Here is a 23,920-nt window from a genome sequence, read left to right on the forward strand (position 1 = left end):
GTGTTCTGCTCGAGACACGAGGAGATTGATTTGACCAGCAGCCCCGGCTTCATTTTCGCCCACGCCACTGTGATCACCATGGACCGCGACAGGCGAGTCATCGCGGACGGGGCGGTTGCCGTCATCGGCGACACGATCGTCGGGGTGGGAAAGACGGCTGAAATCCAGGCCCGCTTCCCCGATCTTCCCATACAGGACTTCAGCCGCCACATCATCGCGCCCGGGCTGATCGACACGCACGTCCACCTGAGCCAGGCGCTTTTCCGGGCGGCGGGGGAACGCAACGCCCGCTCGGACAATTTCCACGATTGGCTCTACCGCCTGATCCTCCCGATGGAAGGGACGATGACCCCGGAAGACGGCGCGGCGTCCGCCTCCCTGTGCATCCTCGAAATGCTCAAATCGGGGACGACGAGTTTCCTGGAGTCGATGACCTCCGCCAACCACGGTTTCGACGGCATCGCCCAGGTCTGCGTCGACTCCGGCATCCGCGCGGCGCTCGGGAAGGTCGTGATGGACGTCTCGCCGGCCTATCGCGACCGCGTCGGCTGGCCCCTCTCGGCCTGGTTCGAACCGGACCAGGGGATCGCCGAAACCCTGGCCGCGCACAAGCAATGGCACGGGGCCGCGAACGGGCGCATCCAGGTCTGGTTCGGATGCCGCACCGCCGACGAATCCGCCAACCCGGATCTCTACCGGCGCGTGGCCGCTGTCGCAAAAGAACACGGCATGCGCCTCACCATCCATCATTCGGAACTGGAAAGCGACAACGAATACGCGCGCAGTCTGGGCTACCGCAGCCATATGGACTACGGCTACCAACTGGGCATCCTGGGGCCGAACGCGGTCTTGACGCACTGCACCGCGGCCGACAGCGAGGACATCGCGCTACTGGCGCAAACCGGCACATCCGTGGCGAACTGCCCCGCCAACAACGCGACGTCCGCCTGGGGCCCCACGCGCGTCGTCGAAATGCTCGAGGCGGGCGTCAACGTGGCGCTCGGCTGCGACGGCACCGTCAGCGACGCCAATATGGATCTTCTGCGCGACCTGCGCGTGGTCTGCCAGATCGCCAGGTCACATGGCAAGAGCCGCAACAGCCTGCGCGCCGAGACCGCGCTTGAAATGGCCACCCTCCACGGCGCGCGCGCGCTGGGGATCGACGATCAGGTCGGCTCGCTCGAAGCCGGCAAGAAAGCCGATCTGATCACCATCGACACCGATGCGCCCCACCTTTCCCCCATCTGGAATCCGGTTGCGACGCTGGTCTTCGCCGCGCAAGGTTCGGACGTCCATACCGTGGTGATCGACGGCAAGGTCATCGTCAGCGGCGGCGAGATCCTGACCATGGACGAACGCGCCATCGTCGCCGAGGCGCGGCGGCGCCTGCCCGATCTCAAAAAACGGGCGAACGTACCCGCGGACAATCCTCGCTGGCCTCTGTCGTGAGGTATCCGGACATTCCGACTGCGCCCAGGATCGCCCTGAGGCGCGCACGAGTGCCGCTGTGCCTGATCGAATCCGTGCCTTCGACGGCGACCTGGGAGCAGGACGCCGAGGGCGCCGCCCTGGTGGACATCCTGATAGACCAGGGCCGGCTCGCGGCGCTCTCGCCCTCCGGGCAGCCCGGCGACCCGGCGCGCGACGGCGGGTTCGTCGACGTCGATCTGGCGGGGCGCCAGGTCTGGCCGATGTTCCTCGACTGCCACGCCCACCTGGACAAGACGCAAATCCTTCCCCGGGCGAGCAACCCGGACGGGAGCTTCTCGGGAGCGCGCGAAGGGTCGATGGCGGACCGCCTGCGCCATTGGTCCAGGGCGGACATCGAGAAGCGGATGGATTTTGCCTTGCGCTGCGCGGCGCATCACGGGGTTGCCGCGATCAGAACCCATCTCGACTCGCACGCGGAACAGGCCGAGACCACGTGGGAGGTGTTCCAGGACCTGCGCGAGAAATGGCGCGGCCGGATCACGCTGCAGGCCGTGGCCCTGGCCGGCGCGGACATCTATGCCACGCCCTTCGGGGAGCGGCTGCTCGACCTCGTCGGCGAGGCGGGCGGCATCGTCGGCGCCTTCCTGCGCCTGCCGGACGGCGAGACCCGCATGCCCGACGACATCGACGAGAGCCTCGACCAATTGTTCGAGCGCGCCGCCCGGCGCGGCCTGGACGTGGATCTTCACGTGGACGAGACGGGCAATGCCGCCTCGCGCATGCTCGAGCGGATCGCGCGCTCCGCGCTTCGCACCGGATTCCCGGGGCGGATCGTCTGCGGACACTGCTGCAGCCTCGCCCTGCAGGACGCGCGCCAGGTCCAGGAGACGCTCGAACTGTGCGCCGCCGCGCATGTGGGCATCATCACCCTGCCGACGGCCAACCTCTATCTGCAGGACCGCCGAACCGGCGCCACGCCGAGATGGCGGGGCGTGACGCTGGTGCGCGAAATGCTGGCGGCCGGGCTGACGGTCGCGGTGGGCGGCGACAACGTGCGGGATCCCTTTTTCCCGTACGGCGATCACGACATGCTGGACACGCTGCGCCAGGCCGTGCGCATTCTGCACCTCGATCACCCCATCGCCGACGCGCCGCGCCTCAGCGGGCCGAACGCCGCGCGGCTGATGGGCGGCCTCGACCTCGGCTCGCTGCGCCCGGGGTCCGCCGCGAGGCTCATTCTCTTCAACGCGCGTTCGCTGAACGAGATGATGTCGAGACCGCAGTCCGACCGGCTGGTGCTCGACCGCGGGCGGATCAGCGCAGCGCCGCTCCCCGACTACGCAGAACTCGACGCCCTCATCCCCGGACGCTCCGCATCCGCCCCCAAGGAAAATGCGCCATGACACCACTCAAGGTCCTATTCGCCACCGCCCGGGAAGCCGTGCATCAGCGGACCGCGCTGGACGCCGCCCCGGCCGGCGTCGACGTCGAGATCTGCTTTCGCCCGACGCAGGACGAGCTGATCGAACGCTTGCCGCACGCCGACGTCCTGGTCACCGAAAGACTGGGCGCCGTGAACGCGCAAGCCATCGCCGCCGCCCGGCGGCTGAAGCTCATCCAGCGGCTGGGGCGCATGACCCAGGACATCGACCTGCAGGCGGCGCGCGCGGCCGGCATCCCGGTCTGCAACTGGCCCTTGCGAAGCTGCGCCATGGTGGCGGAGCACGTCCTGATGCAGATCCTGTCACTGGCCAAGCGGTTCAGGGACTGCGAATCCATCCTGACGCATCCGCAAGCCGATGCCCAGGAGCCCCGGAAATGCGACGGCAATTACTTCGCCATCAACTGGACCCGGAGACAAGGCATCCGCCGCATCGCCGACTGCACCATCGGCATCATCGGCTTCGGAGACGTCGGCTGCGAACTGGCCGTCCTGCTCCGGCCGTTCGGCTGCAGAATCCTCTACAACAAGCGCACCCCGCTGCCGCCCGAAGTCGAAGCGCAGTACGGCCTGGTGTACGCCGATGCCCGCGCGATACGGGCCGAAAGCGATTTCCTCTGCGCATTGCTCCCGCATATCGCGGGGGACGAGCCTCCCATCGGGCGCGACTTTCTGGCGGGCATGAAGGACGGGGCCTGCCTGGTCTCCGCGGGATCGAGTTCCAGCCTCGACGAGGCCGCCGTCGCGCAAGCCTTCCGCTCCGGCAAACTGTCCGGGCTGGCGACGGACGGCTGGGCCTGGGAGCCGACGCGGCCCGACAATCCCTTGCTGCGCCTGGCGGCGGAGGATCCCGGCGCGAACCTGGCTTTCACGCCGCACACGGCGGGCGGCTCGCTCACCCCGGACGACATCCGGCTCAATCGCCAGCGGGAATGGAGCAACGTGCGGAACCTGCTGGCGGATGCGCCGCTGCTGAACCGCGTCGCCTGAGCGCCGGGCCGCCGCGGCTCACCGGACGAGCGGCGCGGCGCGCGGGACGGTCACGAGGATCCGGCCCATTTGCCGATGAACAATTTCGACATCCAGCCGAAGATCAGGAACACCACGACGCCGAGCGCCGACGACAGGATGATGGCGGCCAGCAATTCCGCGCCGGCCAGTTCGTTCGAATACTGGCGGATCAGTTGTCCGATGCCGACCTCGCCCCGCGCGAAGAAGAAATCGCCGACGATCGCCCCCACGACGGACAGGCCGGCCGAGATCCGCAATCCGGCGAAGATGGCCGGCAGCGCCGCGGGAAACATCAATTTACGCAAGCGCACCCAACGGCTGGCATGATGCAGCGTGAACAGATCATGCGCGCCCGCCTTGGCGCTTTGCAGGCCGAACAGCGTATTGACGATGATGGGAAACAGGGAAATCAGCACGCAGACGATGATCCGTGACGTCTGCCCGAATCCGGCCCAGAACGAGATCAGGGGAACCAGCGCCAGGATCGGAATCGCCTGCAGGGCCACCATATAGGGAAACAAGGCGCGTTCGATCAGCGGAGTCTGGCTCATGGCGATCGCCACCGAGAATCCGAGCCCCGCGGAGATGAGCAGGCCGATCACCGCCACCCGGGTGCTCGACCAGAGGCCGGCGAACATTTCCTTCAGCGTGTCGAGATTCCCGAAACCCGACGTCAGGACCTGATCCGGGGGCACCAGCAGGAAACGCTTGCTGGGGTCCAGCATGACATATGAAATGAAGTACCAGAGGGCGAGCACGAATATCCCGAACAGGATACCCGGCAGGATCTTCCTCTTGAAACCATTCAATACGTGCATCGAATGCTCCACTCTTTTCAGCGCCCTTCAGCGCCGCGCCGCTCAGGCGGATCTCAGTTTTTCGGAGACCTGGGCGCACAACACGCCGAAATCCGGGCTGTATCGGATCTCCTGCGTCCTCGGATAGGGAAAGGGCACGTCGAATTCTGCGATGATGCGCCCCGGCCGCGACGACATGACGTAGATCTTCGTGCTCATGTAGACAGCCTCCGAGATCGAATGGGTGATGAACAGCCCGGCGAACCGCTCTTTCTGGAAAAGCCGCTGGGTCTCATCATTGAGGTGTTCCCGCGTAATCTCGTCGACGGCGCCGAACGGCTCGTCGAACAGGAATATCTCCGGCTTCATGGTCAACGCGCGCGCCAGGGAGACCCGCATCTTCATGCCGCCCGACAGGGCCTTCGGGTAGTGGTTCTCGAACCCCTTCAAGCCGACCAGTTCGATCGCCTCCCTGGCGAGCGCCTCTTGCTTTGCCTTGGAATATCCGTGCAACTCGCCCAGCAAGGTGACGTTCTTCAACGCGGTACGCCACTCGAGCAAGGTGGCGTCCTGAAAGACATAACCGATGTTGTCGCGATTGACCAGGACCTCGCCCGACGACTCCGGCGCCAGGCCGGACGCGATGCGCAGCAGCGTGGACTTTCCGCAACCGGAAGGGCCGACGACGCTGACGAACTCTCCCTTGCTCACATCGAACGACACATCCCTGAGCGCTTCCGTCCCATCCGGAAACTGCATGCCGATCTTGCGAAAGGAGATGCCGGGCGCCGGCTTGGCGTCGGTTTCGTCCGGCATCCGGGCCATGGTGGATGACGTCGCCATCAAGGCAGGCCGATCGAAGGATCGATGAATTGATTGGTGAGCAGATCGTCCGCCTTCAATTGATCCGGTATCTTCTCGCCGCCCAGGCGCATCTTGTCCATCAGGTCCTGGATCCGCTGCGGCTCCATGTCGCCGATCGTCTTGTTGTCGCCATTGGACATCAGGCCGAGCTTCATGATCGCGGCATGAGCCGCCGTCGCACGCGGCGCGCTGTAAGTCCAGAAATCATGAAACTGGGAGACGGTATCGACGATGATCTTGTTCGCCCGGTCCGGCGAGGCCACGTAATCCACGATCGCCTGCTGCCAGATCGGGACGATCTGCTTCAGGCACGGCGCGAGGGCCTCCATGTTCGAGGGCTTGACGGCCGCGGCGGCAAAATAGGGTTTGAAGCCGGCATCATGCAGCAACTGGAATCGTACCGGCTTGTCCCACGCCTTGAATTCGTGTTCGTAGAGATACGGTTCACTCGTCGCCGTGCCCTGCTGGGCATACTTGCCGTTCGAGGCGATGAATTGAGAAGGCGAGCCATCGTATGACTTGTCGATCTCGTCCTTGGTCATCAGGCCGCTGGCAATCAGCCAGCTCGAGTATTTCGCATACGGAGAAACACGCACGATGACATGGTTGCGGCCAAGATCGGCGATCGTATGGATATCCGGATACGTCGCCGGATCCCACATGAACATGATGGGACTTTTCTCCCAGACGGCCAGGATGCTCTTGACCGGGGTGGCGCCGGACAAGGAGATCGCGATGTCGCTCGACACCATGCCGACGGCGACCGAATCATCGGTGTACATGACCGACGGCACCGGCATATTGCCGATCGCGGGGCCGCCCGACCGGACCTCCACGTCGATCCCGGTCGGCTTGCCGCGGGACACGAGCGAACCACGCACCACCTTGTTCTTGGCGTCGACTTTATAGTCGTCCCCGAGGAGTTGGTATTCAGGGCCATGCTCGGCCTGGGGATACCAATCCATCTGAATGACGAAGGGTGAAGGACAGACCTTGGAAAGATCCGTCGCCGCGTACACCTGGGTTCCGCTCAAGGCCAGGCCGGCAGCCAGAAAGCCCAGCCGGCAGGCCATGGGTCGCAACGTTTCACGTCGTGGCATATCGAAGTCTCCTGAGTACCGACATCGTAGAGGCATCATCAGTCGCCGCAGGCCGGGCTTATTATGTATTCTGAATACAATAACAGGGTCACCGTCTTGAATCCAGTCCATATTGGATCAGTGCAAACCCTACGTTGCATGCATAATTCTATGTTCATTCATGCGCCGTGCGGCGGCGGCATCCCGTGGGCGCGCCGCGCGACGCTTCACCCCCGAAATGGCCTATAGTGGGCACTCCCGCCACAGCAAAGACGACTCCGTGCCCCCTCACCCCGCAGGAAATCCCGCCCGCCAGACCCTGTCGGGCGTCCTCTTGCTGATCACGTCCATGTGGGCGCTGTCGGGACTGGACGCCAGCGGCAAATACCTGATGGGCGTCGACGTCGGCGTGTCCCTGCTCGTCGTGTGCCTGGTGCGCTACGGGGTGCACATGGTGCTGGCCATGGCCGTGGTCATCCCGTCCCGGGGATGGCAGGCCCTGCGCTGCCAACGGCCCAAGGCGCAGGTGGTGCGCGGCCTGTCCATGCTGGCCGCCACCATGCTGTTCCTCAAGACGGCAAGCTATCTGCCTTTGAGCCAGGCCACCGCAATCAACTTCCTGGCGCCCCTGCTCGTGCTGTCGGTCGCCCCCTGGGCGCTCAAGGAACCGCTGTTCCCGTCCCGCTGGGTCGCGGCCGGCTTCGGTCTGCTGGGCGTGCTGGTGGTGGTCCGACCGGACGCCGGGCTGGATCCCGTGGGGACGCTGTTCGGGCTGATGACGGCCTGCGCACTGGCCGTGCAGCACATTTCATCGCGCCGGGTGGCGGTCGATGATTCCTATACGACCTTGATCTGGAGCGGCGCCGTGGGGACTGCTGTCACGCTGCTGATGCTGCCCTTTCATTGGCAGGATCTCACCGCACTGCCCGGGCGCCTGTCCGCATCCGGATGGCTGGTGCTGCTGGGCACGGGGTTCTGGGGCTGCCTGGGGCACTTCCTGCTGATCCAGGCCTACCGGCGGGCCTCCGCTTCGCTGCTGGCCCCCTTCGTCTATTTCCAGATCGTCAGCGCTGCGATACTGGGCTGGCTGATCTGGGGCCAATTCCCCGACCTGGTCTCCTGGCTGGGCATCGCCATCATCTGCGGCAGCGGCATCACGATCGGATTCATCGAGTGGCGCCGCAACGGCGCCGCGCAGACCCTGGCGGCCGAGGCATCCTAGCCCCGGAACCGCTACTTCAGCGCCAGTTGCGCGGCGCTGATCTGCTGCGCCTTGTCCAGCTTCAGGTCGCGCATCAGGCTGGTGAGTTTCCGGCTGGCCATCAGCATCGCGCCGTTCAAGGCGCTCATCTGCGCCTGAAGCTGCAGCAAGCGGCTGCGCTTGACCTCGGGATTCATGTGCGGGTCGGCCTGGACCTCTTGCAGTTCCCGCGCCAGTTCAGCCAATTTCTCCCGCAGCTCGCGGATCATCCGCAGCAGGGTCTTGACCGAATCGGGCAGATCGCTGTCATCGATGTCCTGGTTGCGCTTTGAAGCGCTCGACGCGGTTTTGGAGGACATATGGGACAGCGCCCGTCCCAGGTCGGAAATCGAGGCCTTGGCCGAAGAGGCCTCATCCGCAGCGGCATTCCCGAGGGCAAAGGTCTTGCCGCCGGCGGCGGGACCGATGGGCGGCGGCAAAAAGGAAGCCAGCGGTTCGAGAGGATTCATGGCGTCATCCCGTCATCGGGTTCCGGCGGGCGGGATGACGCCGACGAACCCTGATACGAGGTCTACGGCCGAAATGCCCGGGTCTTTAACCGGGGGGCCGACGCAAGGCCACCGGGCCGGCGACTGAAAACTCGAACACCCGCTGCTCGCAGACATCGATGCAGCGCCCGCAGCGCAGGCAATCGATGTCGTCGATCCGCACGCCATGTCCATCGATGGCCCGCAGCGCCGGGCTGATCACCTGCGGTTCCGGACAATAAGCGAAACACTCACCGCAATCGTTGCACGCTTCGCGCTGCGCGGCGGCCACCCGCACCACGCTGTAGCGGCCCACCGCGCCGTAAAAAGCCCCCACCGGGCAGACATGTCCGCACCAGCCGTTGGACAGCACGAGGAAATCGAACAGAAAGATCGCCAGCGCGGCCATGATCCCGCCCAGCCACAGGCCGAAGACCAGCGACCGCATGACGAGATTGATCGGATTGACCAATTCCCAAAGCGTCACGCCGCCCACGGCGCTGCCCAGCACGCCCAGCGCCAGAATCCCGTAGCGCAGCCGCTTGTCGATCCGCAGCACCCTGGCCTTGCGCCACCCCAGGGCACGGCGCAATCCCTGGGCCGCGTCGGTCACCAGATTGACGGGACAGACCCAGCCGCAAAAGACGCGCCCGCCCGCCAGCGCATAGCCCGCCAGCACGATGAACCCGCCCCAGAGCGCGCTGCCGCCGAGCGGATGGCCCGCCGCCAGGCTCTGCAGCAGCACGAAGGGGTCGGACAAGGGCACCTGCCCGAACCAGACACTGCCGGCCAGCGTACCCTGGGCGAGCGGCAGGCCCAGCCAGGCGCCGAGCGTGAAAGCCGTCAGGATCAGGCCCTGGCAGACGCGCCTGAGCCGCAAGTAGCGGTTCTTAGGCATGGCGAGGGCTCACGCGGATGGCGGCCGGCGCGGCGATGCAGTCATGTTCGCACTTGCCGCAGCCGGTGCAGACGTCGGGATCGACGACGGGCGTGAACAGGCCGCCCATCGGCGTGGGACCGATCGCCAGGGAAATGGCCCGCCCCTGCAGCGGACAGGCGCGCACGCAGCTATCGCAGAAGGAATTGCCGACATAGCTGTTGCACAGTTCGGGATGGCTGAGCGCGGCCACCCCCATCTCGGCGTCACCGATCGCCTCCAGCCCCGGATCGAGCGCCCCGGTGGGACAGGCGTGCAGGCAGGGAATGTCGGCGCACATCTCGCAGGGGACTTCGCGCGCCACAAAATAAGGCGTGCCGCTCTGGGTCGAGCCGTCGAACTCGAAAAGACGCAGCGTGTCATATGGACAGGCCTCGACGCAGAGGCCGCAGCGGATGCAGGCCGCGTCAAAAGCCGCAGCACCCAAAGCACCCGGCGGGCGCAGATAGGTCGAGGCCCAGGCCGAAGACGATTCACGCAGCAGCGGCAGGCTCAGCCCGGCCCCCGCGGCCAGGCCGCACAGCCCGGTCTGCAGGAACCGCCGACGAGAAATCTGCTGGATGAACACCGATCTTCCTGTCCATGCTGCTGCGCCCATGGTAGTGACGGGAGCCGGGCATGCACAATCGGGACTTGTACCCGGGGCCCGCCTACAGCGGGGACGGCGCGCGGCGAAAGCGCAAGCGCGCGCCGACTGGCACCTGGGCCAGACGGTCCAATTGCCCGACCGCCACCACGGCGATGACCGGATACCCGCCGGTCAGCGGATGGTCGGCCAGGAACAGGACGGGCTGCCCGCTGGGCGGCACCTGCAAGGCGCCCGAGACGGTGCCTTCGCTGGGCAATTCCCCCTGGCGGGCGCGCACCAGAGGCTCGGCCCCCGCCAGCCGCATGCCGACCCGGTTGGACTGCGGCGTCACCGTCCAGTCCTGGGACAGGAGCCGATCCAGGGCGTCCGCAGCGAACCAGTCGTCGCGCGGGCCGGGGATCACGTCAAACACGGCCTGGTCCCCCGCGCGGGGCAGTTCGGCTTCGGCGCTTTCGCTGCATTCACCGTGTTCATCGCTCAGGACGGACCGGCCGATGGGGAGCCGGTCGCCGCGCTTCAGGGGCGCAGGCCCCATGCCGGCCAGGACGTCGGTGGCGCAACTGCCCAGCACGGGCTGCGCCGCCCAGCCGCCGCGCACGGCCACGTAACAGCGCACGCCGGCGCGGACCCGGCCGATCCGCAGTTCGTCGCCCTCGTTCAGGACAAAGGGATGCCCGGCTGCGGCAGGCAGGCGCATGCCCGACGCCGAAGTCACCGCCACCGGCGCCGCCGCGCCGGTCACCGCGACCACCGCCCGGCCACGGCAGACCAGCCGCAATCCGCCCAGCGCATGTTCCAGCACCGGCAAGCCGTCCGGATTGCCCACCAGCCTGTTGGCCCGACGCATCGATCCACGATCGAGCGCTCCGGAGCGGGACACCCCCAGGCGCGTCAGGCCGGGCCGGCCTTCGTCTTGCAACAGGGTCTGCAGGCCCGCGTCCCGCACCTCGCAGGCCGCCAGGGGGGCGGGTGCAGAAGCGTCGGGCGCGGCCGCCGGCGACGGCGGTTTGGACGCCTCCCCGGCAGCCGGCAGGCTGTACACGGCCCCAGGCGCTTCCAGATCACGGAAACGGACCTGGAAGCCCGGCTGCACCAGCGCGGGCTCGGCTCGATCCATGTCCCACATGCGCCAGGGCGTCTCGCCCAGCAACTGCCAGCCGCCCGGGCTGTCGGACGGATAGATGGCGCTGAAATCCCCGGCCACGGCCACCGAACCTCCCGGCACGCGCACGCGCGGCGCGGGCCGTCGAGGCACGCCGTGGAAACAGGGGTCGCCGCCCGCCAGATAGACGAAGCCCGGCGCAAACCCGGCGAAGGCCCCCAGATAATCGCTGCCGGTATGGCGCTCGATCAGCTCAGCGCGTGTCAGGCCGATCAGCGCGGCGACTTCCTCCAGATCCTCGCCCGCATAGCGGACGGGAATCTCCACCCGCCGGACGGCCGCCGCCTCCGGCGTCCGGCCGCCGCCGGACATCGCGCCCAGCCCGGCAGCCGCACGCCGCAGCCAGGCGGCCGCGTCCCGCGCGGTCAGGACGGAGGGCTGGAACAGCACCAGCAGCGTACGGGCGGCGGGAATCACGTCCTCCACCCCCGCAGGCCACGCGCCCAGCGCCTGGAACAACGCCAGGGTTTCGTCCAGCGAACCGAGTTCCGCCAGCACGGCGCCGTCGCCGGCGGGCAAACAGCGGGGAGGCGTCATGCAGCCCCCTTGGCGCTACGCGCCGTCCCCCCGAGGGGGAATGCGCGTTTGGGGCGGCCCGGCACGCTCATGCAGTCCGCGCATCCGTGAACGGCGTCAGGGCGACGCCGGCCGATTCCAGCCGCTGCCGGACCGCGCGCGCCATGGCCACGGCCCCCGGGCTGTCGCCATGCACGCAGATGGAGTCGGCCTGCAGGCGCACGCGGCTGCCGTCGATGGCGGTGATCTCGCCCGTGCGCACCAGATCCAGCATGCGGTCGGCGACCTGCTCAGGATCGTGCAGCACGGCACCCGCCTCGCGGCGCGACACCAGCGCCCCGCCGGGCGTGTAGGCGCGGTCGGCAAAGGCCTCGGCCACCACGGTCAGGCCGCGCTCGCGCGCCCAGTCCAGCAGGGGCGAGCCGGCCAGCGCCATCAGGACCAGACCGGCGTCCAGTTCCAGCAGGGCGGTGATGACGTCCTCCGCCTGGCGCCGGTCGTGCGCGATCGTGTTGTACAGGGCGCCATGCGGCTTGACGTAGGTGACCCGGGTGCCGGCGGCCGCGGCCAGGCCCTGCAAGGCGCCGATCTGATAGATGACGTCGGCCACCAGTTCGCGGCTGGTTGGGTCCATATTGCGCCGGCCAAAGCCGACCAGGTCGGGATAGCCTACGTGCGCGCCGACGGCCACGCCGCGCGCCGCGGCCGCGCGCAAGGTGTCGAGGATGCCCGCCGGGTCCCCGGCATGGAAGCCGCAGGCCACGTTGGCGCTGGTGACGATGTCCAGCATGGCGGCATCGTCGCCCATGCGCCAGGCGCCGAAACTTTCACCAAGATCGCTGTTCAAGTCCATGTCCGTTCCTTATCATGGCAAAACAAACTGCAGATTGTTGAACAATTCAGGATAGCCATGCATCCCCGCCATTATCCCAGCCCCAGCGCCGCGCCGAGCCTGACCGATACCGTCGCGGAAACCATCCGCCAGCAGCTCATCCACGGCCAGTTGCGCGCCGGGCAGCGGCTGTCCGAAGCCGGACTGAGCGAACAGCTGGAAGTATCGCGCAATACCCTGCGCGAGGCCTTCCGCATCCTGTCCAAGGAAGGCCTGCTGCGCCACGAACCGAACCGGGGGGTGTCGGTGGTGGTGCCGTCGATCGCCGACATCATCGACATCTACCGCGTGCGCCGCCTGATCGAATGCCAGGCCCTGGCGCAGGCCTGGCCCCGCCATCCCGCCCACAAACGCATGGAACAGGCCATGGAGCACGCGCGCAGCATGCGCGACGCCGGCAACTGGCTGGAGGTCGGGTCGGCCAATATGCTGTTTCACGCGGGCATCGTGGCGCTGGCCGACAGCGCGCGGCTGTCGGCCATGTTCGCCGACATCGCGGCCGAACTGCGGCTGGCCTTCGGCCTGTTGGACGATCCCGAATATCTGCATGCGCCCTTTGTCGATCTGAATGGCCGTCTGCTGGAACTGTTCGACCTGGGCGACACGGCGACGGCCGCCCGGGACCTGGAAAACTACCTGATCCAGTCCGAACGCATGGTGCTGTCGGTCTATTCCGCCCACGTCGACTGACTCTGCCGGCCGATTAATCCGACCCATAATTGTTCAACAATTTATAAAAATTAACCAGCAATCCAAGGCTATATCGACTACAAAAATATTCTTATTGTTGATAACCCTGATAGGCGGCGGACCGTGGATGCTCTATCTTTGTCGTCAGCCATCGCCCGGGCCGGTCTGCGGTCGCGCGGCAATGCCCCATTCCCGATCCTTCTCCAGGAGTGTCCCTCATGAAGCGTCGCACTTTCTTCGTCACCGCCCTGGTCGCCGGCCTGGGCCTCACCGTCCAGGCCCAGGCCGCCACGCAGTGGGACCTGGCCTCGGCCTACCCGGCGTTCAATTTCCACTCGCAGAACCTGACCCAGTTCGCCAAGGACGTGGATGCGGCCACCCAGGGTGACCTGAAGATCACCGTCCACGCCGGCGCGTCCCTGTTCAAGATGCCGGAAATCAAGCGCGCCGTGCAGGGCAACCAGGCCCAGGCGGGCGAATTCTTCATGGTCAGCTTCCAGAACGAATGGCAGCCCTTCGGCATCGACGGCCTGCCCTTCCTGGCCGGCAACTACGACGAAGCCTGGAAGCTCTACCAGGCCCAGAAGCCCGCCCTGCAAAAGAAACTGGACCAGCAGGGCATGGTGCTGCTGTACGCCGTGGCCTGGCCGCCGCAAAGCATCTACAGCAACAAGCCCGTCAATTCCGGCGCCGACCTGAAGGGCATGAAATGGCGCGTCTACAGCCCCACCACCGCCCGCATCGGCGAACTGGTCGGCGCCCAGCCCGTCACCATCCAGGAAGCCGAACTGTCCCAGGCGCTGGCCACCGGCGTCATCGAAGGGTTGATCACGTCCAGCGCCACCGGCGCGGACAACAAGCTCTACGAAAACATGAAGTACTTCACCAACGTCCAGGCCTGGATCCCGAAGAACGCCGTGGTCGCCAATAAAAAGGCGGTCGAAGCCCTGTCCCCGGCCTCGCGCGACGCCCTGCTGAAGGCCGCGGCCGACGCTGAAAAACGCGGCTGGGAAGCCTCCCGCAAGGTCGACGCCGACTCCATCGCCAAACTCAAGGCCGGCGGCATGGAAATCGTCGAACCCTCCGCCCAGTTGAAGGCCGATCTGGCCAAGGTCGGCGACACGGTCATCCAGGAATGGACGGCCAAGGCCGGTGACGAAGGCAAACAGATCCTGGACACCTACCGCGCCAGCCGCTGATCGTCTCCTGGGCGGCCCATCGGCCGCCTCGCCGCGCACCGGACGGCGCGCGGCGCTGAACCAGAAACCGCCAGGAACGCACCATGCGCCGATTTCTCGATGGACTCTATACCGCCAGCGCCTGGCTGGCCGGCCTGGGCATGATCGGCGTGCTGCTGATGGTGACCCTGACGATCCTGGGCCGGCTGCTGGGCTTTCCGGTCGGCGGCGCCGACGCCTATGCCGGCTACTTCATGGCCGGCGCCGGTTTTCTGGCCCTGGCCAGCACCCTGAAGCACGGCGAACACATCCGCGTCACCCTGATCCTCGGCATGCTGCGCGGCCGGGGCCGCCGCGGACTGGAAATCCTCGCCCTGCTGATCGCCGTCACCCTGTCGGGCTTCCTGGCCCTGTACTCGGCCCGCCTGGTCTGGCAGTCCTGGTCCTTCCAGGACATGTCCACCGGCATCGACGCCACGCCCATGTGGATCCCGCAGATTTCCATGGCGGTCGGCACGCTGGTTTTCTTCATCGCCTTCCTGGACGAATTCTGCCTGGAACTGCTGGGCAAACGCCCCGCCCCCACCGAGGAGCTCCACCATGAATGAGATCTCGGCCAGCATCGTCCTGATCGTGGTCCTGTTCGCGCTGCTGGGCGGCGGCGTCTGGGTCGGCCTGACCCTGGCGGGCGTCGCCTGGTTCGGCATGGAATTCTTTTCCAGCCGCGCGGCGGGCGACGCCATGGCCATGACCATCTGGGGCAGCTCCAGCAGCTGGACCCTGACCGCCCTGCCCCTGTTCATCTGGATGGGCGAAATCCTCTACCGCACCAACCTGTCGGAAAACCTGTTTCGCGGCCTGGCGCCCTGGGTCAACCGCCTGCCCGGACGTCTGCTGCACACCAACGTGCTGGGCTGCACGATCTTCGCCTCGGTCTGCGGATCCTCGGCCGCCACCTGCGTCACGGTCGGCCGCATGAACCTGCCGGAACTGCGGCGGCGCGGCTACCCCGACGCGCAGATCATCGGCTCGCTAGGCGGCCCGGCCACCCTGGGACTACTGATCCCGCCGTCCATCATCCTGATCGTCTACGGCGTGGCGGCGGAGACTTCGATCGCCAAACTCTTCATCGCCGGGGTCGTCCCCGGGCTGCTGCTGGCCCTGCTGTTCAGCGGCTGGATCGTCGGCTGGGCGCTGCTGCACCCCGATCGCGTGCCGGCCTCGGCGGGCGGCCTGTCCTTCGCCGAAAAACTGCGCGAATCGCGCCAACTGATCCCCGTGGTCCTGCTGATCCTGGGCGTGATCGCCAGCATCTACAGCGGCGTGGCCACGGCCACCGAATCGGCCGCCATCGGCGTGCTCGGCGCCTTCCTGCTGTCGGCCTGGCAAAAAACCCTGAACTGGAAGTCGTTCCGCGACTCCCTGCTGGGGGCCACGCGCCTGTACTGCATGATCGCCCTGATCCTGGCGGGCGCCGCCTTCATGACCCTGTCCATGGGCTATATCGGCCTGCCGCGCCAACTGGCGGAATTCGTCGGCAGCCTGAACCTGTCGCCCGGCATGCTGATCGTCGTGCTGGCCCTGTTCTACATCGTGCTGGGCTGCTTTCTGGACGGCATCTCCACCATCGTCCTGACCATGGGCGTGGTGCTGCCCATCATCCAGGCGGCCGGCATCGATCCGGTCTGGTTCGGCATCTTCCTGGTCATCACCGTCGAAACCGCCCAGATCACGCCGCCGGTGGGCTTCAACCTGTTCGTGCTGCAAAGCATGACCGGCAAGGAAATCACCTACCTGGCCCGGGTCTGCGGCCCCTACTTCGGCCTGATGACGCTGCTGCTGATCGTCCTGTGGTATTTCCCGATGCTGGCGACCTGGCTGCCCGGACATATGTAGCCTCACCCGTCCAGCCGCCCACCGCGAGCCCCCACTCCCGTCGGGGGCTCGCTTGTTTTCCAGCCGCATTCCCGATTATCGTAGCCACGGGGCCGCCTCTACCGGCCCGCAGAAGGAATGCCATGACCGCCACCCTGCTGATCGACCGCCGGCCCCATGACCTGGGCGGGGGCTTCACCGTCGGCCGCGTCCTGCCCTACCGCAAGCGCCGCATGGTCGGCCCGTTCATTTTCTTTGACCACATGGGTCCGCTGGAAGTGGCGCAAGGCGCGCCGCGCGAGCTGGACGTGCGCCCCCATCCACACATCGGCCTGTCCACCGTCACCTACCTGTACAGCGGCGCCATCACCCACCGCGACAGCCTGGGATCGAACCTGGAGATCCGCCCCGGCGAGGTCAACTGGATGACGGCCGGCAGCGGCATCACCCACAGCGAACGGCTGGAATACGCCCGCGCTCACGGCGCCACCATGCACGGCATCCAGGCCTGGGTCGCCCTGCCGCGCGAATACGAGGAAACGGCGCCGGCATTCCATCACCACCAGGGCGCCGGCGAACTGCCCGAATTCCACGAGGACGGCGTCACCGGCCGCCTGATCGCCGGGTCCATCGACGGCGCCACCGCCCGCGTCAACACGCATTCGCCCCTGTTCTACCTGCACTGGGACATGGCCGACGGCGCGCGCCGTTCCCTGAGCGCCGAATACTCCGAACGCGCCGTCTACGTGGCCCGAGGCGCCGTCGAACTGGACGGCCGGCCGCTGGCCGAAGGCCAGATGCTGGTCCTGGAACCGGGCCGCGCCGCGCAGATCCAGGCCTGTGGGCCCGCCACCGTCATGCTGCTGGGCGGCGAACCGATCGGCGAACGATTCATCTTCTGGAATTTCGTGTCTTCCTCCAAGGACAGGCTCGAACAGGCCCGCGAAGACTGGATCGCCCAGCGCATGACCCTGCCGGTCGGCGACGACCAGGAATTCATCCCCCTGCCCGAGGGCGCGGGCTGACGGCCCGACCACGCCATCCCACACCGCCCGCCGCAAGCGGGCGCATCATCCCCCCAGCAAGGAAACACACGATGTCGCTCAAGCTCCAAGTCATCATCTGCAGTACCCGCCCCGGCCGTGTCGGCCCCGCCGTCGCACGCTGGTTCCACGAATTCGCGCGCAAGCACGGCCAGTTCGACGTCGAACTGGTGGACCTGGCCGACTTCAAGCTGCCCCTCTACGACGAGCCGGTGCACCCCCGCATGCAGCAATACGAGCATGAGCACACCAAGCGCTGGAGCGCCAGCGTGGCCGGCGCCGACGCCTACATCTTCGTCACGCCCGAATACAACTACAGCGCGCCGCCCACCCTGGTGAACGCGCTGGATTTCCTGTACAAGGAATGGAACTACAAGCCCTGCGGCTTCGTCAGCTACGGCGGCGTCTCGGGCGGCCTGCGCTCGGCCCAGTCGGCCAAGCCCCAGATCACCACCCTGAAGATGATGCCCATGACCGAGGGGGTCGCCATCCCCATGGTGCCCAAGCACATCCAGGACAACGGCGAATTCGCCTCCAACGAACTGATCGACGCCTCGGCCGCCACGCTGCTGGATGAGCTGCTGCGCTGGGCGACGGCGCTGAAAACGATGCGCGCCTGATCCCCGCGGCGAGGTTCAGCGGGCCTCCAGGCCCGCGCGAACCTGCTGCTCCAGGGCGTCCAATGCCATCGGCCGCCCGAACAGATACCCCTGAAAGGCCGGGCAGCCATGGTCCTGCAGGAACCGGCGATGCGCCTCGGTCTCCACCCCCTCGGCGATCACGCCCAGGCCCAGGCTGTCGGCCAGCGCAATGATGGAGCGCGCGATGGCCGCATCGCTGGGGTCCCGCAGCACGCCGCGCACGAAGCTCTGATCGATCTTGATCTGGGACAGCGGCAGGCGCTTGAGGTAGTTCAGCGACGAATAGCCCGTGCCGAAATCGTCCAATGCAAAGCCCAGCCCCTGCACCCGCAGCGCACGCATGATCTCGATGGCACGGTCCACGCTGTGCAAGAGCAGGCTTTCGGTCAGCTCCAGCTTGATCCGCGCCGGATCGGCGCCGGTATCGTGCAGCAGCGCCTGAACATGCGCCACGAAATCCTCCTGCCGGAACTGGCGCGGGCTGACATTGATGGCCAGATCCAGGCGGCCGAACACCGGATCATGGCGCCAGCGGGCCTGCTGGCGCATGACCGTCTCCATGACCCAACGGCCCAGCGGCAGGATCAGCCCCGTCTCCTCGGCCAGGGGAATGAATTCGGACGGCGGCACCATCCCGTGGACCGGATGCTGCCAGCGCACCAGCGCCTCGGCGCCCGTCACGCGCCCCGCGACATCGACCTGGGGCTGATAGAGCACCAGGAACTGCTCCTGGCGCACCGCATTGCGTAATTCGACTTCCAGCGTCGCGCGGCGGGACACGGTCCTTTGCATGTCGGAATCGAAGAAACTGATTGTGTCGCGCCCCGATTCCTTGGCGCGATACATCGCCATGTCCGCCTGCTTGAGCGCCTCGTCCGCCGACGCCGACGCACGATCGAGCAGCGTCACCCCGATGCTGGCCGTGCCATGATATTCGTGCCCCGCCAGATCACAGGGCTCGCGCAAGCGGGCCAGGATCAGCTCACCCAAGGCGCGCGCCTGCGCGGCAGCCGTCGGCGCATCGGCGCTCAGGCCCGGCGCCACCACCGCGAACCCATCCCCGCCCAGGCGGGCGACGGTATCCTGGTCGCGCACGCTGTCGCGCAGACGCCGGCCCACCTGCAGCAGCAACAGATCGCCCACTTCGTGGCCCTGGGTATCGTTCAGGGCCTTGAAATGATCCAGGCCCAGGAAGAACACCGCCGTGCCCAGGCCCGAATGCGTCCCCCCGGCTAGCGCCCGCCGCAGGCGGTCCACCAGCAGGCGGCGATTGGGCAGTTGGGTCAGCGCATCGTAGAACGCCAGATGATGCGCTTCTTCCTCGGCGGCCTTGCGGCCTGTGATATCGATGTCGATGCAGAACATTTCCGGCGGCCGGCCGGGCACCTGGATAAAGGCATGGCTGGCAAACACATCGACAGCAGAGCCATCCTTGCGGTGCAGGCGCAGTTCAGCCGCCGGAATCGGGATGCCGGTCTCGAACATGCGGCGCATGTCCTCCCGCAAGCCCTCTTGCAGCGCGGGCGGGGCGATCAGATCCAGCCAGTCGCGGCCCATGGCCTCTTCGGCGGTATAGCCATAGAGATGTTCCGAGGCCCGGTTCCAATACGTCGTCGTGCCGTCCTCCCGATAGCCCTGCACCGAGATCGCCGGAATATTGAACAGCACCGAGCGGAAACGCCACTCCGATTCCCACAAGGCTTTTTCAGCCAGCCGGCTCTGGGTGACGTCGCGGGCCATGAAGACCACGGCAGCCCGGCCATTCACCAGCGTTCCGAGCGCCCGGGCCCGCCCCTCGAACCAGGCATGCCGGCCCGAACGGGTCTGCCGCTCGTATTCAATGCACTGCGTGCCGCCCAGGCTCAGCGTGTCACGGATCATGGTCATGAAACGGCCGGCCGTCTCGGCGGTCAGCACATCATGCACATTCAGCCCGACCAGTTCCGACGCCGGGACCGGCAATAGATCATCATCCTGAGACAGCACCTGCACGTAGCGCCCCTCGTCATCGAACACCAGCAGCACGTCGGGGATCGCCTGGGAAATGGCGCGCAGCCGGTCCATCGCATCCGCCAGGGCATGCTCGATGGACAAGCGGTTCCCCACGTCCCGCAGCAGCAGGCCGAGAATCACCGTGGCGACCGTGAACGTCAGCAGAAACGGCAGGGCGACCCGTTCGTTGAAAGACTGCGCCACGTCGGCGGGCAGGAACTGAAACAGCGTCAGCACCGCCACGTGCACCAGCAGCCCAAAACACGCCAGCGCAATCGGACCCACACCCAGCCGGCCGCGCATCCACAACCAGCGGTAGGCCAGGCCCGTCCCGACGCACAGCAGGATCACCAGCAGGCCGATCAGGACGCCCGCGCCCCCCAGATACAGCCGCGCCATGGCCGCCATCGCCGCGGCGACACCGGCCACCAGCGGGCCGCCGAACAGGCCCGCCATACTGAGCACCACCGAACGCGCATCGAAAATGACGCCCTGCTCCAGCGTCAGAGGCGTCAGCATGCCGATCACGCAGATGCTGCCGAAGATGAGGCCTGAGCACCACTGTCCCGCCCGCGGCCTCGAACGCCACACCTGAACACTCACACCGTGCAGAAAACACAGCGCCAGCAGCAGGGATACACCTTTGACGAGCTCGATGAACATAAGTTGTCGTGTTTACGGGGTGGGCCTGCCCTGCGGGATCGATGACCCACGCCAGCAAAGCGCCACTATAGCGCACGAAGGCGCGGCTCCGGCGCGCCTTCGCATCGAGCAACCTAGCGGTCACGGCGTTCGCCGCGCCGCAGGATTCCGGCGGCGCATCAGCCGCCGGCGCCGATCTCCTCGTGGTGTCCCGCTGCTCCCTGTTTCCAGTATGAGGCGATCCGCATGCAGCGGGGATCGGCGCCCGGCTTGGCGAGCAACTGCTTGCGCAGCGCGGCCATGACGCGATGCTCGCCGGCAGCCCAGATGAAGCCGGGACCCTGCGGGATTTCCAGCGCGTCGGCCGCCTCGGCCAAAGAATCCACCCATTGCAGGTCCAGGTCCGCGGCGCTGCGCCAGGCGCGCCGATCCGCCCGATCGCTCAGGCACACCCGCACCACAGCGTGCGTCCCCGAGGGCAGTTCCGCCAGACGGCGCTCGATCGCAGGCACGGCCGTCTCATCGCCCAGCAGCCAATGCCACTGCAGATCGTCGGACAACAGCATGCTGCCGCGCGGGCCGGCCAGGCCCAGCCATTGGCCAATCGGGGCGCCACGCGCCCATTCGGCCGCCGGCCCCGTGCCGTGCAGGGCGAAATCCATCTGCAGCGTCCGACCGGCCGGATCGAAGTACAGCGGCGTGTAATCCCGCATGACGGGGCGCGGTTCCTGGACGTGCGGCCGTCCGTCGACCATGACAGGCAGATTGGGTTTTTCCTGCCCCGCCTGCGGCAGGACGAGCTTGACGTGATCGTCAAAGCCCGCGCTCAGGAAACCATGCAGTTCCGGGCCGCCCAGCGTCAGGCGGGCGAAACCGGGACTGACGGACTCGCGTGCGAGCAATTGGACGTGGCGGGCGCGGAACGGGTGGCGCACCCGCTGGATGACATTTTTTTCTTCCGTGGACATATCGCTCTATTCGTTGTTAAAGTCCACTATTATTGACCTAGTAAGTTGACTTAGTCAACTATAAATTTTCGCCATGAAACCATCCCTGCCCATTGACGTCTTCGACAGTCTGCACGAGCTGTTGCACCTGTTCCGCGCGCGCATGCGCAAAGCCATGGAAACCGTGCATCCCGAGCTGACCTTCAATGAAATGCGGATCCTGATGCGCGCAGGCCGGCAGCCCGGCATCACGCAAAGGGATCTGGTGGAGCACAGTCACGCCGACAAGGCCCAGATGGCGCGTCTCCTGGCCCACCTGGAGGAGCGCGGCTGGCTGACGCGCAGTCCCAGCGAAAGCGACAAACGCGTGCGCTGCCTGCGCCTGAGCGCGCAGGGCCAGCAGTTCTTCGCGCAACTGCGCAGGCTTCAGGAATCCGTCGCCGCCGATCTGTTGCAGGCCTGTCCGCCGCCGTCGCAGGCGCAACTGCTGGCGCTGCTGCGGCAGGCTTGTGACAGCGCCGACGCCCATTCGGGCTGTACCCGCTAGAGGGGCTCCTCTGAACTGCCGCCATGCCAGACGCACGTGAAAAAACCCGTCAATTGCCATAAAATGCACATCGTATACTATTGCACATAGTGCATTATCAATTCAGGCCAAGACCGTGGCTTCTACAGACTGCGGCCTGAGCCCAAATCCTGGACAAGGAGTTTCACGATGCCGATCACGCCCTTCCTGACCCTGCTCAAAGAAGGCAAGCTCCACGCAGCCATCAAGACCAATGCGCTGTACAAACCGTTCTACACGCTCAGCTATCTGGCCGCCCTGAAGCAGTGCGGCGCGATGGATCAACTGGCATCCGGCCCCACACCTTTCGAAGCGCTTGCCGCGATCTATGCCGGCAACGCCAAGACCCGGGAAGCCCTGGAAAGCTGGCTGCAGATGGGCTGCAGCCTGAAGCTGCTGGCCCTGACGGGCCAGGGCTACGCGCTGACGGGATTGGCCCGGAAACTGTCGAAGCCGGAGAACGATGCAACGCTGGCGCTCTTGCAAGAAGTCAGCAGCCTGCACTATCGCCTGATCACGGAAACGCCGGAAAAAATCCGCAAAGGCGAGTTGTGGCAACTGGACGACCAGGACGGCTCGCTGACCGCGCGGTCCTCACGCGCCCTGGAGCCCTTCGTGCTGGAGGCCATCAAACGCTACTTGCCCCGCTCACAGCCGGGCGCGCTGCTTGAAATTGGTTGCGGCTCCGGGATCTACATCCGGCACGCGGTCCAGCACAACCCGCTGTTGACCGCCGTCGGCCTGGAATTGCAGGAAGACGTCGCGCAGGTCGCCCGGGAGCACATGAAAGACTGGGGCCTGTCCGATCACGTCCGCATTGAGACCGGAGACATCCGCACCTTTGCGGCCAGTCCCGATTTCGACGTCGTCACGCTGCATAACAACATCTACTATTTCGCCGTCGAGGAACGAGTCCGCATCCTGACCAGGATCCGGGAATTCCTGAAACCGGCAGGCACGCTATTGCTCACCACCTGCTGCCAGGGCGGCAATCCCGGCATCGAGGCCCTCAATCTTTGGGGCGCATCCAACGCCCACGGCGGCCGGCTTCCGGAAAAGGCAGAGATGATCGATCAGTTGAAACAGGTAGGCTACAGCGACGTGGATACCCTGCGATTGATTCCGGGCGACAGTTTTTACGCCTTCAGCGCGCGTCCATAAAATGGAAAGACCGACACCATGACACCCACACCCGAAGAACCCGGACGGCGCGAACGCAAGCGCAGGCAGACGCTGGAACATCTCGCCCGCACCGCCGCGAAATTGTTTGAATCGCTGAGCTACGAAGCCGTGACGATGGAGCGGATCGCCGAGGAAGCCGACGTGGCCAAGCGGACGCTGTACAACCACTTCTCGACCAAAGAAGCCATTCTGGCCTACTGGATCGACGCCGAGTTGAAACGCGACCTGGCGGGCCTGCAGGGCCGCATCGCCCGATGCACCACATTCCGTGCGCGGATCGAATGTGTCTTGCACGCATCGGCCGGTTGGTGCGAACAGCACCCGCAGCATCTGATGGCCTATCTGCGGCACCGGCTGCTCAGCGTCGGCGCGCCCGGCCCTCAGGGGACGCGCCCGGACGGCAGCGACATCGCGCTCGCGTGGGAACAACTGATCGCGGCCGGTCAGCAAAGCGGTGAACTCCGTTCAGAGGCCCCCGCCGAGCAGCTTGCGACCTGGTTTCATCATTTGTACTTGGGGGCCTTGCTGCGGTGGCTGAATACGCCGGGGCTGTCGCTCGAAGGAGAGTTTCGGGCGATCACGGAACTGTTTGTGGAAGGAGCAGCATCAAAATGAACGAACAGTCAAATCTCTACAGACCAACAGCACCAGATTCCTGCTGATAACACCAAAACCCATTCCTTTCATGCTTTCAAACAGCACCCGCCATCACCAATTT

Annotated in this window: 23 protein-coding genes; 13 read left to right on the plus strand and 10 right to left on the minus strand. The window is 66.2% G+C overall.

What is annotated here, in order from left to right:
• The first annotated feature begins 30 nt into the window (after window positions 1-30).
• The 3 genes from ACFO0J_RS02295 to ACFO0J_RS02305 are packed head-to-tail and all read left to right on the plus strand — an operon-like array spanning window position 31 to window position 3,862.
• On the plus strand, window positions 31-1,449 hold the full coding sequence (locus ACFO0J_RS02295) for an amidohydrolase family protein (RefSeq protein ID WP_376811442.1): 1,419 nt from the start codon (window positions 31-33) through the stop codon (window positions 1,447-1,449).
• Window positions 1,446-2,834 (plus strand): cytosine deaminase, encoded by a 1,389-nt coding sequence (locus tag ACFO0J_RS02300; RefSeq protein WP_376811443.1) that lies wholly within the window; start codon window positions 1,446-1,448, stop codon window positions 2,832-2,834. Before ACFO0J_RS02295 ends, ACFO0J_RS02300 begins: the two co-directional genes overlap by 4 nt.
• Complete coding sequence (locus ACFO0J_RS02305) at window positions 2,831-3,862, plus strand: NAD(P)-dependent oxidoreductase (protein WP_376811444.1); 1,032 nt, start codon at window positions 2,831-2,833, stop codon at window positions 3,860-3,862. Before ACFO0J_RS02300 ends, ACFO0J_RS02305 begins: the two co-directional genes overlap by 4 nt.
• Window positions 3,863-3,912: 50 nt before the next feature.
• Here ACFO0J_RS02305 and ACFO0J_RS02310 read toward each other — a convergent pair whose 3' ends face one another.
• Genes ACFO0J_RS02310 through ACFO0J_RS02320 form a run of 3 tightly spaced genes read right to left on the minus strand, consistent with a single transcriptional unit; the run spans window position 3,913 to window position 6,617 of the window.
• Window positions 3,913-4,701 (minus strand): ABC transporter permease, encoded by a 789-nt coding sequence (locus ACFO0J_RS02310; RefSeq protein WP_376811445.1) that lies wholly within the window; start codon window positions 4,699-4,701, stop codon window positions 3,913-3,915.
• 42 nt (window positions 4,702-4,743) lie between these two features.
• Complete coding sequence (locus ACFO0J_RS02315) at window positions 4,744-5,523, minus strand: ABC transporter ATP-binding protein (RefSeq protein WP_376811446.1); 780 nt, start codon at window positions 5,521-5,523, stop codon at window positions 4,744-4,746.
• Window positions 5,523-6,617, minus strand: a complete 1,095-nt coding sequence (locus ACFO0J_RS02320; RefSeq protein WP_376811447.1) for a substrate-binding domain-containing protein — start codon at window positions 6,615-6,617, stop codon at window positions 5,523-5,525. The genes ACFO0J_RS02315 and ACFO0J_RS02320 overlap by 1 nt, the downstream gene beginning before the upstream one ends.
• Before the next feature lie 286 nt (window positions 6,618-6,903).
• Here ACFO0J_RS02320 and ACFO0J_RS02325 point away from each other — a divergent pair, with 286 nt between their 5' ends.
• Window positions 6,904-7,845 (plus strand): DMT family transporter, encoded by a 942-nt coding sequence (locus ACFO0J_RS02325; protein WP_376811448.1) that lies wholly within the window; start codon window positions 6,904-6,906, stop codon window positions 7,843-7,845.
• 11 nt (window positions 7,846-7,856) lie between these two features.
• Here the strand turns inward: ACFO0J_RS02325 and ACFO0J_RS02330 are convergent, their stop codons facing one another.
• The 5 genes from ACFO0J_RS02330 to ACFO0J_RS02350 all read right to left on the minus strand — a co-directional run bounded on the left by ACFO0J_RS02330 (window position 7,857) and on the right by ACFO0J_RS02350 (window position 12,408).
• Window positions 7,857-8,333 (minus strand): hypothetical protein, encoded by a 477-nt coding sequence (locus ACFO0J_RS02330; RefSeq protein WP_376811449.1) that lies wholly within the window; start codon window positions 8,331-8,333, stop codon window positions 7,857-7,859.
• A gap of 85 nt (window positions 8,334-8,418) precedes the next feature.
• The gene (napH, locus tag ACFO0J_RS02335) at window positions 8,419-9,249 is read right to left on the minus strand and encodes a quinol dehydrogenase ferredoxin subunit NapH (protein WP_376811450.1); all 831 of its coding nucleotides are present in this window, start codon (window positions 9,247-9,249) and stop codon (window positions 8,419-8,421) included.
• Entirely contained in the window at window positions 9,242-9,856 is a 615-nt protein-coding gene (locus tag ACFO0J_RS02340; protein ID WP_376811451.1) for a MauM/NapG family ferredoxin-type protein, read from the minus strand. Before ACFO0J_RS02340 ends, napH begins: the two co-directional genes overlap by 8 nt.
• An 82-nt stretch (window positions 9,857-9,938) precedes the next feature.
• Window positions 9,939-11,576, minus strand: a complete 1,638-nt coding sequence (locus ACFO0J_RS02345) for a 5-oxoprolinase subunit B/C family protein (RefSeq protein ID WP_376811452.1) — start codon at window positions 11,574-11,576, stop codon at window positions 9,939-9,941.
• A 67-nt stretch (window positions 11,577-11,643) separates the two neighbouring features.
• Window positions 11,644-12,408: a LamB/YcsF family protein gene (locus tag ACFO0J_RS02350; RefSeq protein ID WP_376811453.1), complete on the minus strand. Its 765-nt coding sequence runs from the start codon at window positions 12,406-12,408 to the stop codon at window positions 11,644-11,646.
• A 57-nt stretch (window positions 12,409-12,465) separates the two neighbouring features.
• Here ACFO0J_RS02350 and ACFO0J_RS02355 point away from each other — a divergent pair, with 57 nt between their 5' ends.
• From ACFO0J_RS02355 to ACFO0J_RS02380, 6 genes are all read left to right on the plus strand, one after another.
• On the plus strand, window positions 12,466-13,137 hold the full coding sequence (locus ACFO0J_RS02355; protein ID WP_376811454.1) for a GntR family transcriptional regulator: 672 nt from the start codon (window positions 12,466-12,468) through the stop codon (window positions 13,135-13,137).
• A gap of 218 nt (window positions 13,138-13,355) precedes the next feature.
• Window positions 13,356-14,336 carry a TRAP transporter substrate-binding protein gene (locus ACFO0J_RS02360; RefSeq protein ID WP_376811455.1) on the plus strand — a complete coding sequence of 327 codons (981 nt, stop codon included), beginning with the start codon at window positions 13,356-13,358 and terminating at the stop codon, window positions 14,334-14,336.
• An 83-nt stretch (window positions 14,337-14,419) separates the two neighbouring features.
• Window positions 14,420-14,923, plus strand: a complete 504-nt coding sequence (locus ACFO0J_RS02365; RefSeq protein WP_376811456.1) for a TRAP transporter small permease — start codon at window positions 14,420-14,422, stop codon at window positions 14,921-14,923.
• Window positions 14,916-16,211 (plus strand): TRAP transporter large permease, encoded by a 1,296-nt coding sequence (locus ACFO0J_RS02370; protein WP_376811457.1) that lies wholly within the window; start codon window positions 14,916-14,918, stop codon window positions 16,209-16,211. The genes ACFO0J_RS02365 and ACFO0J_RS02370 overlap by 8 nt, the downstream gene beginning before the upstream one ends.
• A 122-nt stretch (window positions 16,212-16,333) precedes the next feature.
• Window positions 16,334-17,215, plus strand: a complete 882-nt coding sequence (locus ACFO0J_RS02375) for a pirin family protein (protein ID WP_376811458.1) — start codon at window positions 16,334-16,336, stop codon at window positions 17,213-17,215.
• A 71-nt stretch (window positions 17,216-17,286) separates the two neighbouring features.
• On the plus strand, window positions 17,287-17,853 hold the full coding sequence (locus tag ACFO0J_RS02380) for an NADPH-dependent FMN reductase (protein ID WP_376811459.1): 567 nt from the start codon (window positions 17,287-17,289) through the stop codon (window positions 17,851-17,853).
• Window positions 17,854-17,868: 15 nt separating this feature from the next.
• Here ACFO0J_RS02380 and ACFO0J_RS02385 read toward each other — a convergent pair whose 3' ends face one another.
• Window positions 17,869-20,529: an EAL domain-containing protein gene (locus ACFO0J_RS02385; protein ID WP_376811460.1), complete on the minus strand. Its 2,661-nt coding sequence runs from the start codon at window positions 20,527-20,529 to the stop codon at window positions 17,869-17,871.
• A 158-nt stretch (window positions 20,530-20,687) separates the two neighbouring features.
• A complete protein-coding gene (locus ACFO0J_RS02390) occupies window positions 20,688-21,476 on the minus strand; it encodes a siderophore-interacting protein (RefSeq protein ID WP_376811461.1) in 789 nt (262 codons plus the stop codon).
• Window positions 21,477-21,549: 73 nt separating this feature from the next.
• Between ACFO0J_RS02390 and ACFO0J_RS02395 the strand changes: the two genes are divergently transcribed.
• The 3 genes from ACFO0J_RS02395 (at window position 21,550) to ACFO0J_RS02405 (ending at window position 23,817) form a co-directional block, all read left to right on the plus strand.
• The gene (locus tag ACFO0J_RS02395; RefSeq protein ID WP_376811462.1) at window positions 21,550-22,002 is read left to right on the plus strand and encodes a MarR family winged helix-turn-helix transcriptional regulator; all 453 of its coding nucleotides are present in this window, start codon (window positions 21,550-21,552) and stop codon (window positions 22,000-22,002) included.
• 168 nt (window positions 22,003-22,170) lie between these two features.
• The gene (locus tag ACFO0J_RS02400) at window positions 22,171-23,181 is read left to right on the plus strand and encodes an SAM-dependent methyltransferase (RefSeq protein WP_376811463.1); all 1,011 of its coding nucleotides are present in this window, start codon (window positions 22,171-22,173) and stop codon (window positions 23,179-23,181) included.
• 18 nt (window positions 23,182-23,199) lie between these two features.
• Entirely contained in the window at window positions 23,200-23,817 is a 618-nt protein-coding gene (locus ACFO0J_RS02405; RefSeq protein WP_376811464.1) for a TetR/AcrR family transcriptional regulator, read from the plus strand.
• The last annotated feature ends 103 nt before the right edge of the window (window positions 23,818-23,920 follow it).

This window comes from Castellaniella hirudinis (assembly GCF_042651965.1).
In the GTDB taxonomy this organism is placed as follows: Bacteria; Pseudomonadota; Gammaproteobacteria; order Burkholderiales; family Burkholderiaceae_B; genus Castellaniella; species Castellaniella hirudinis.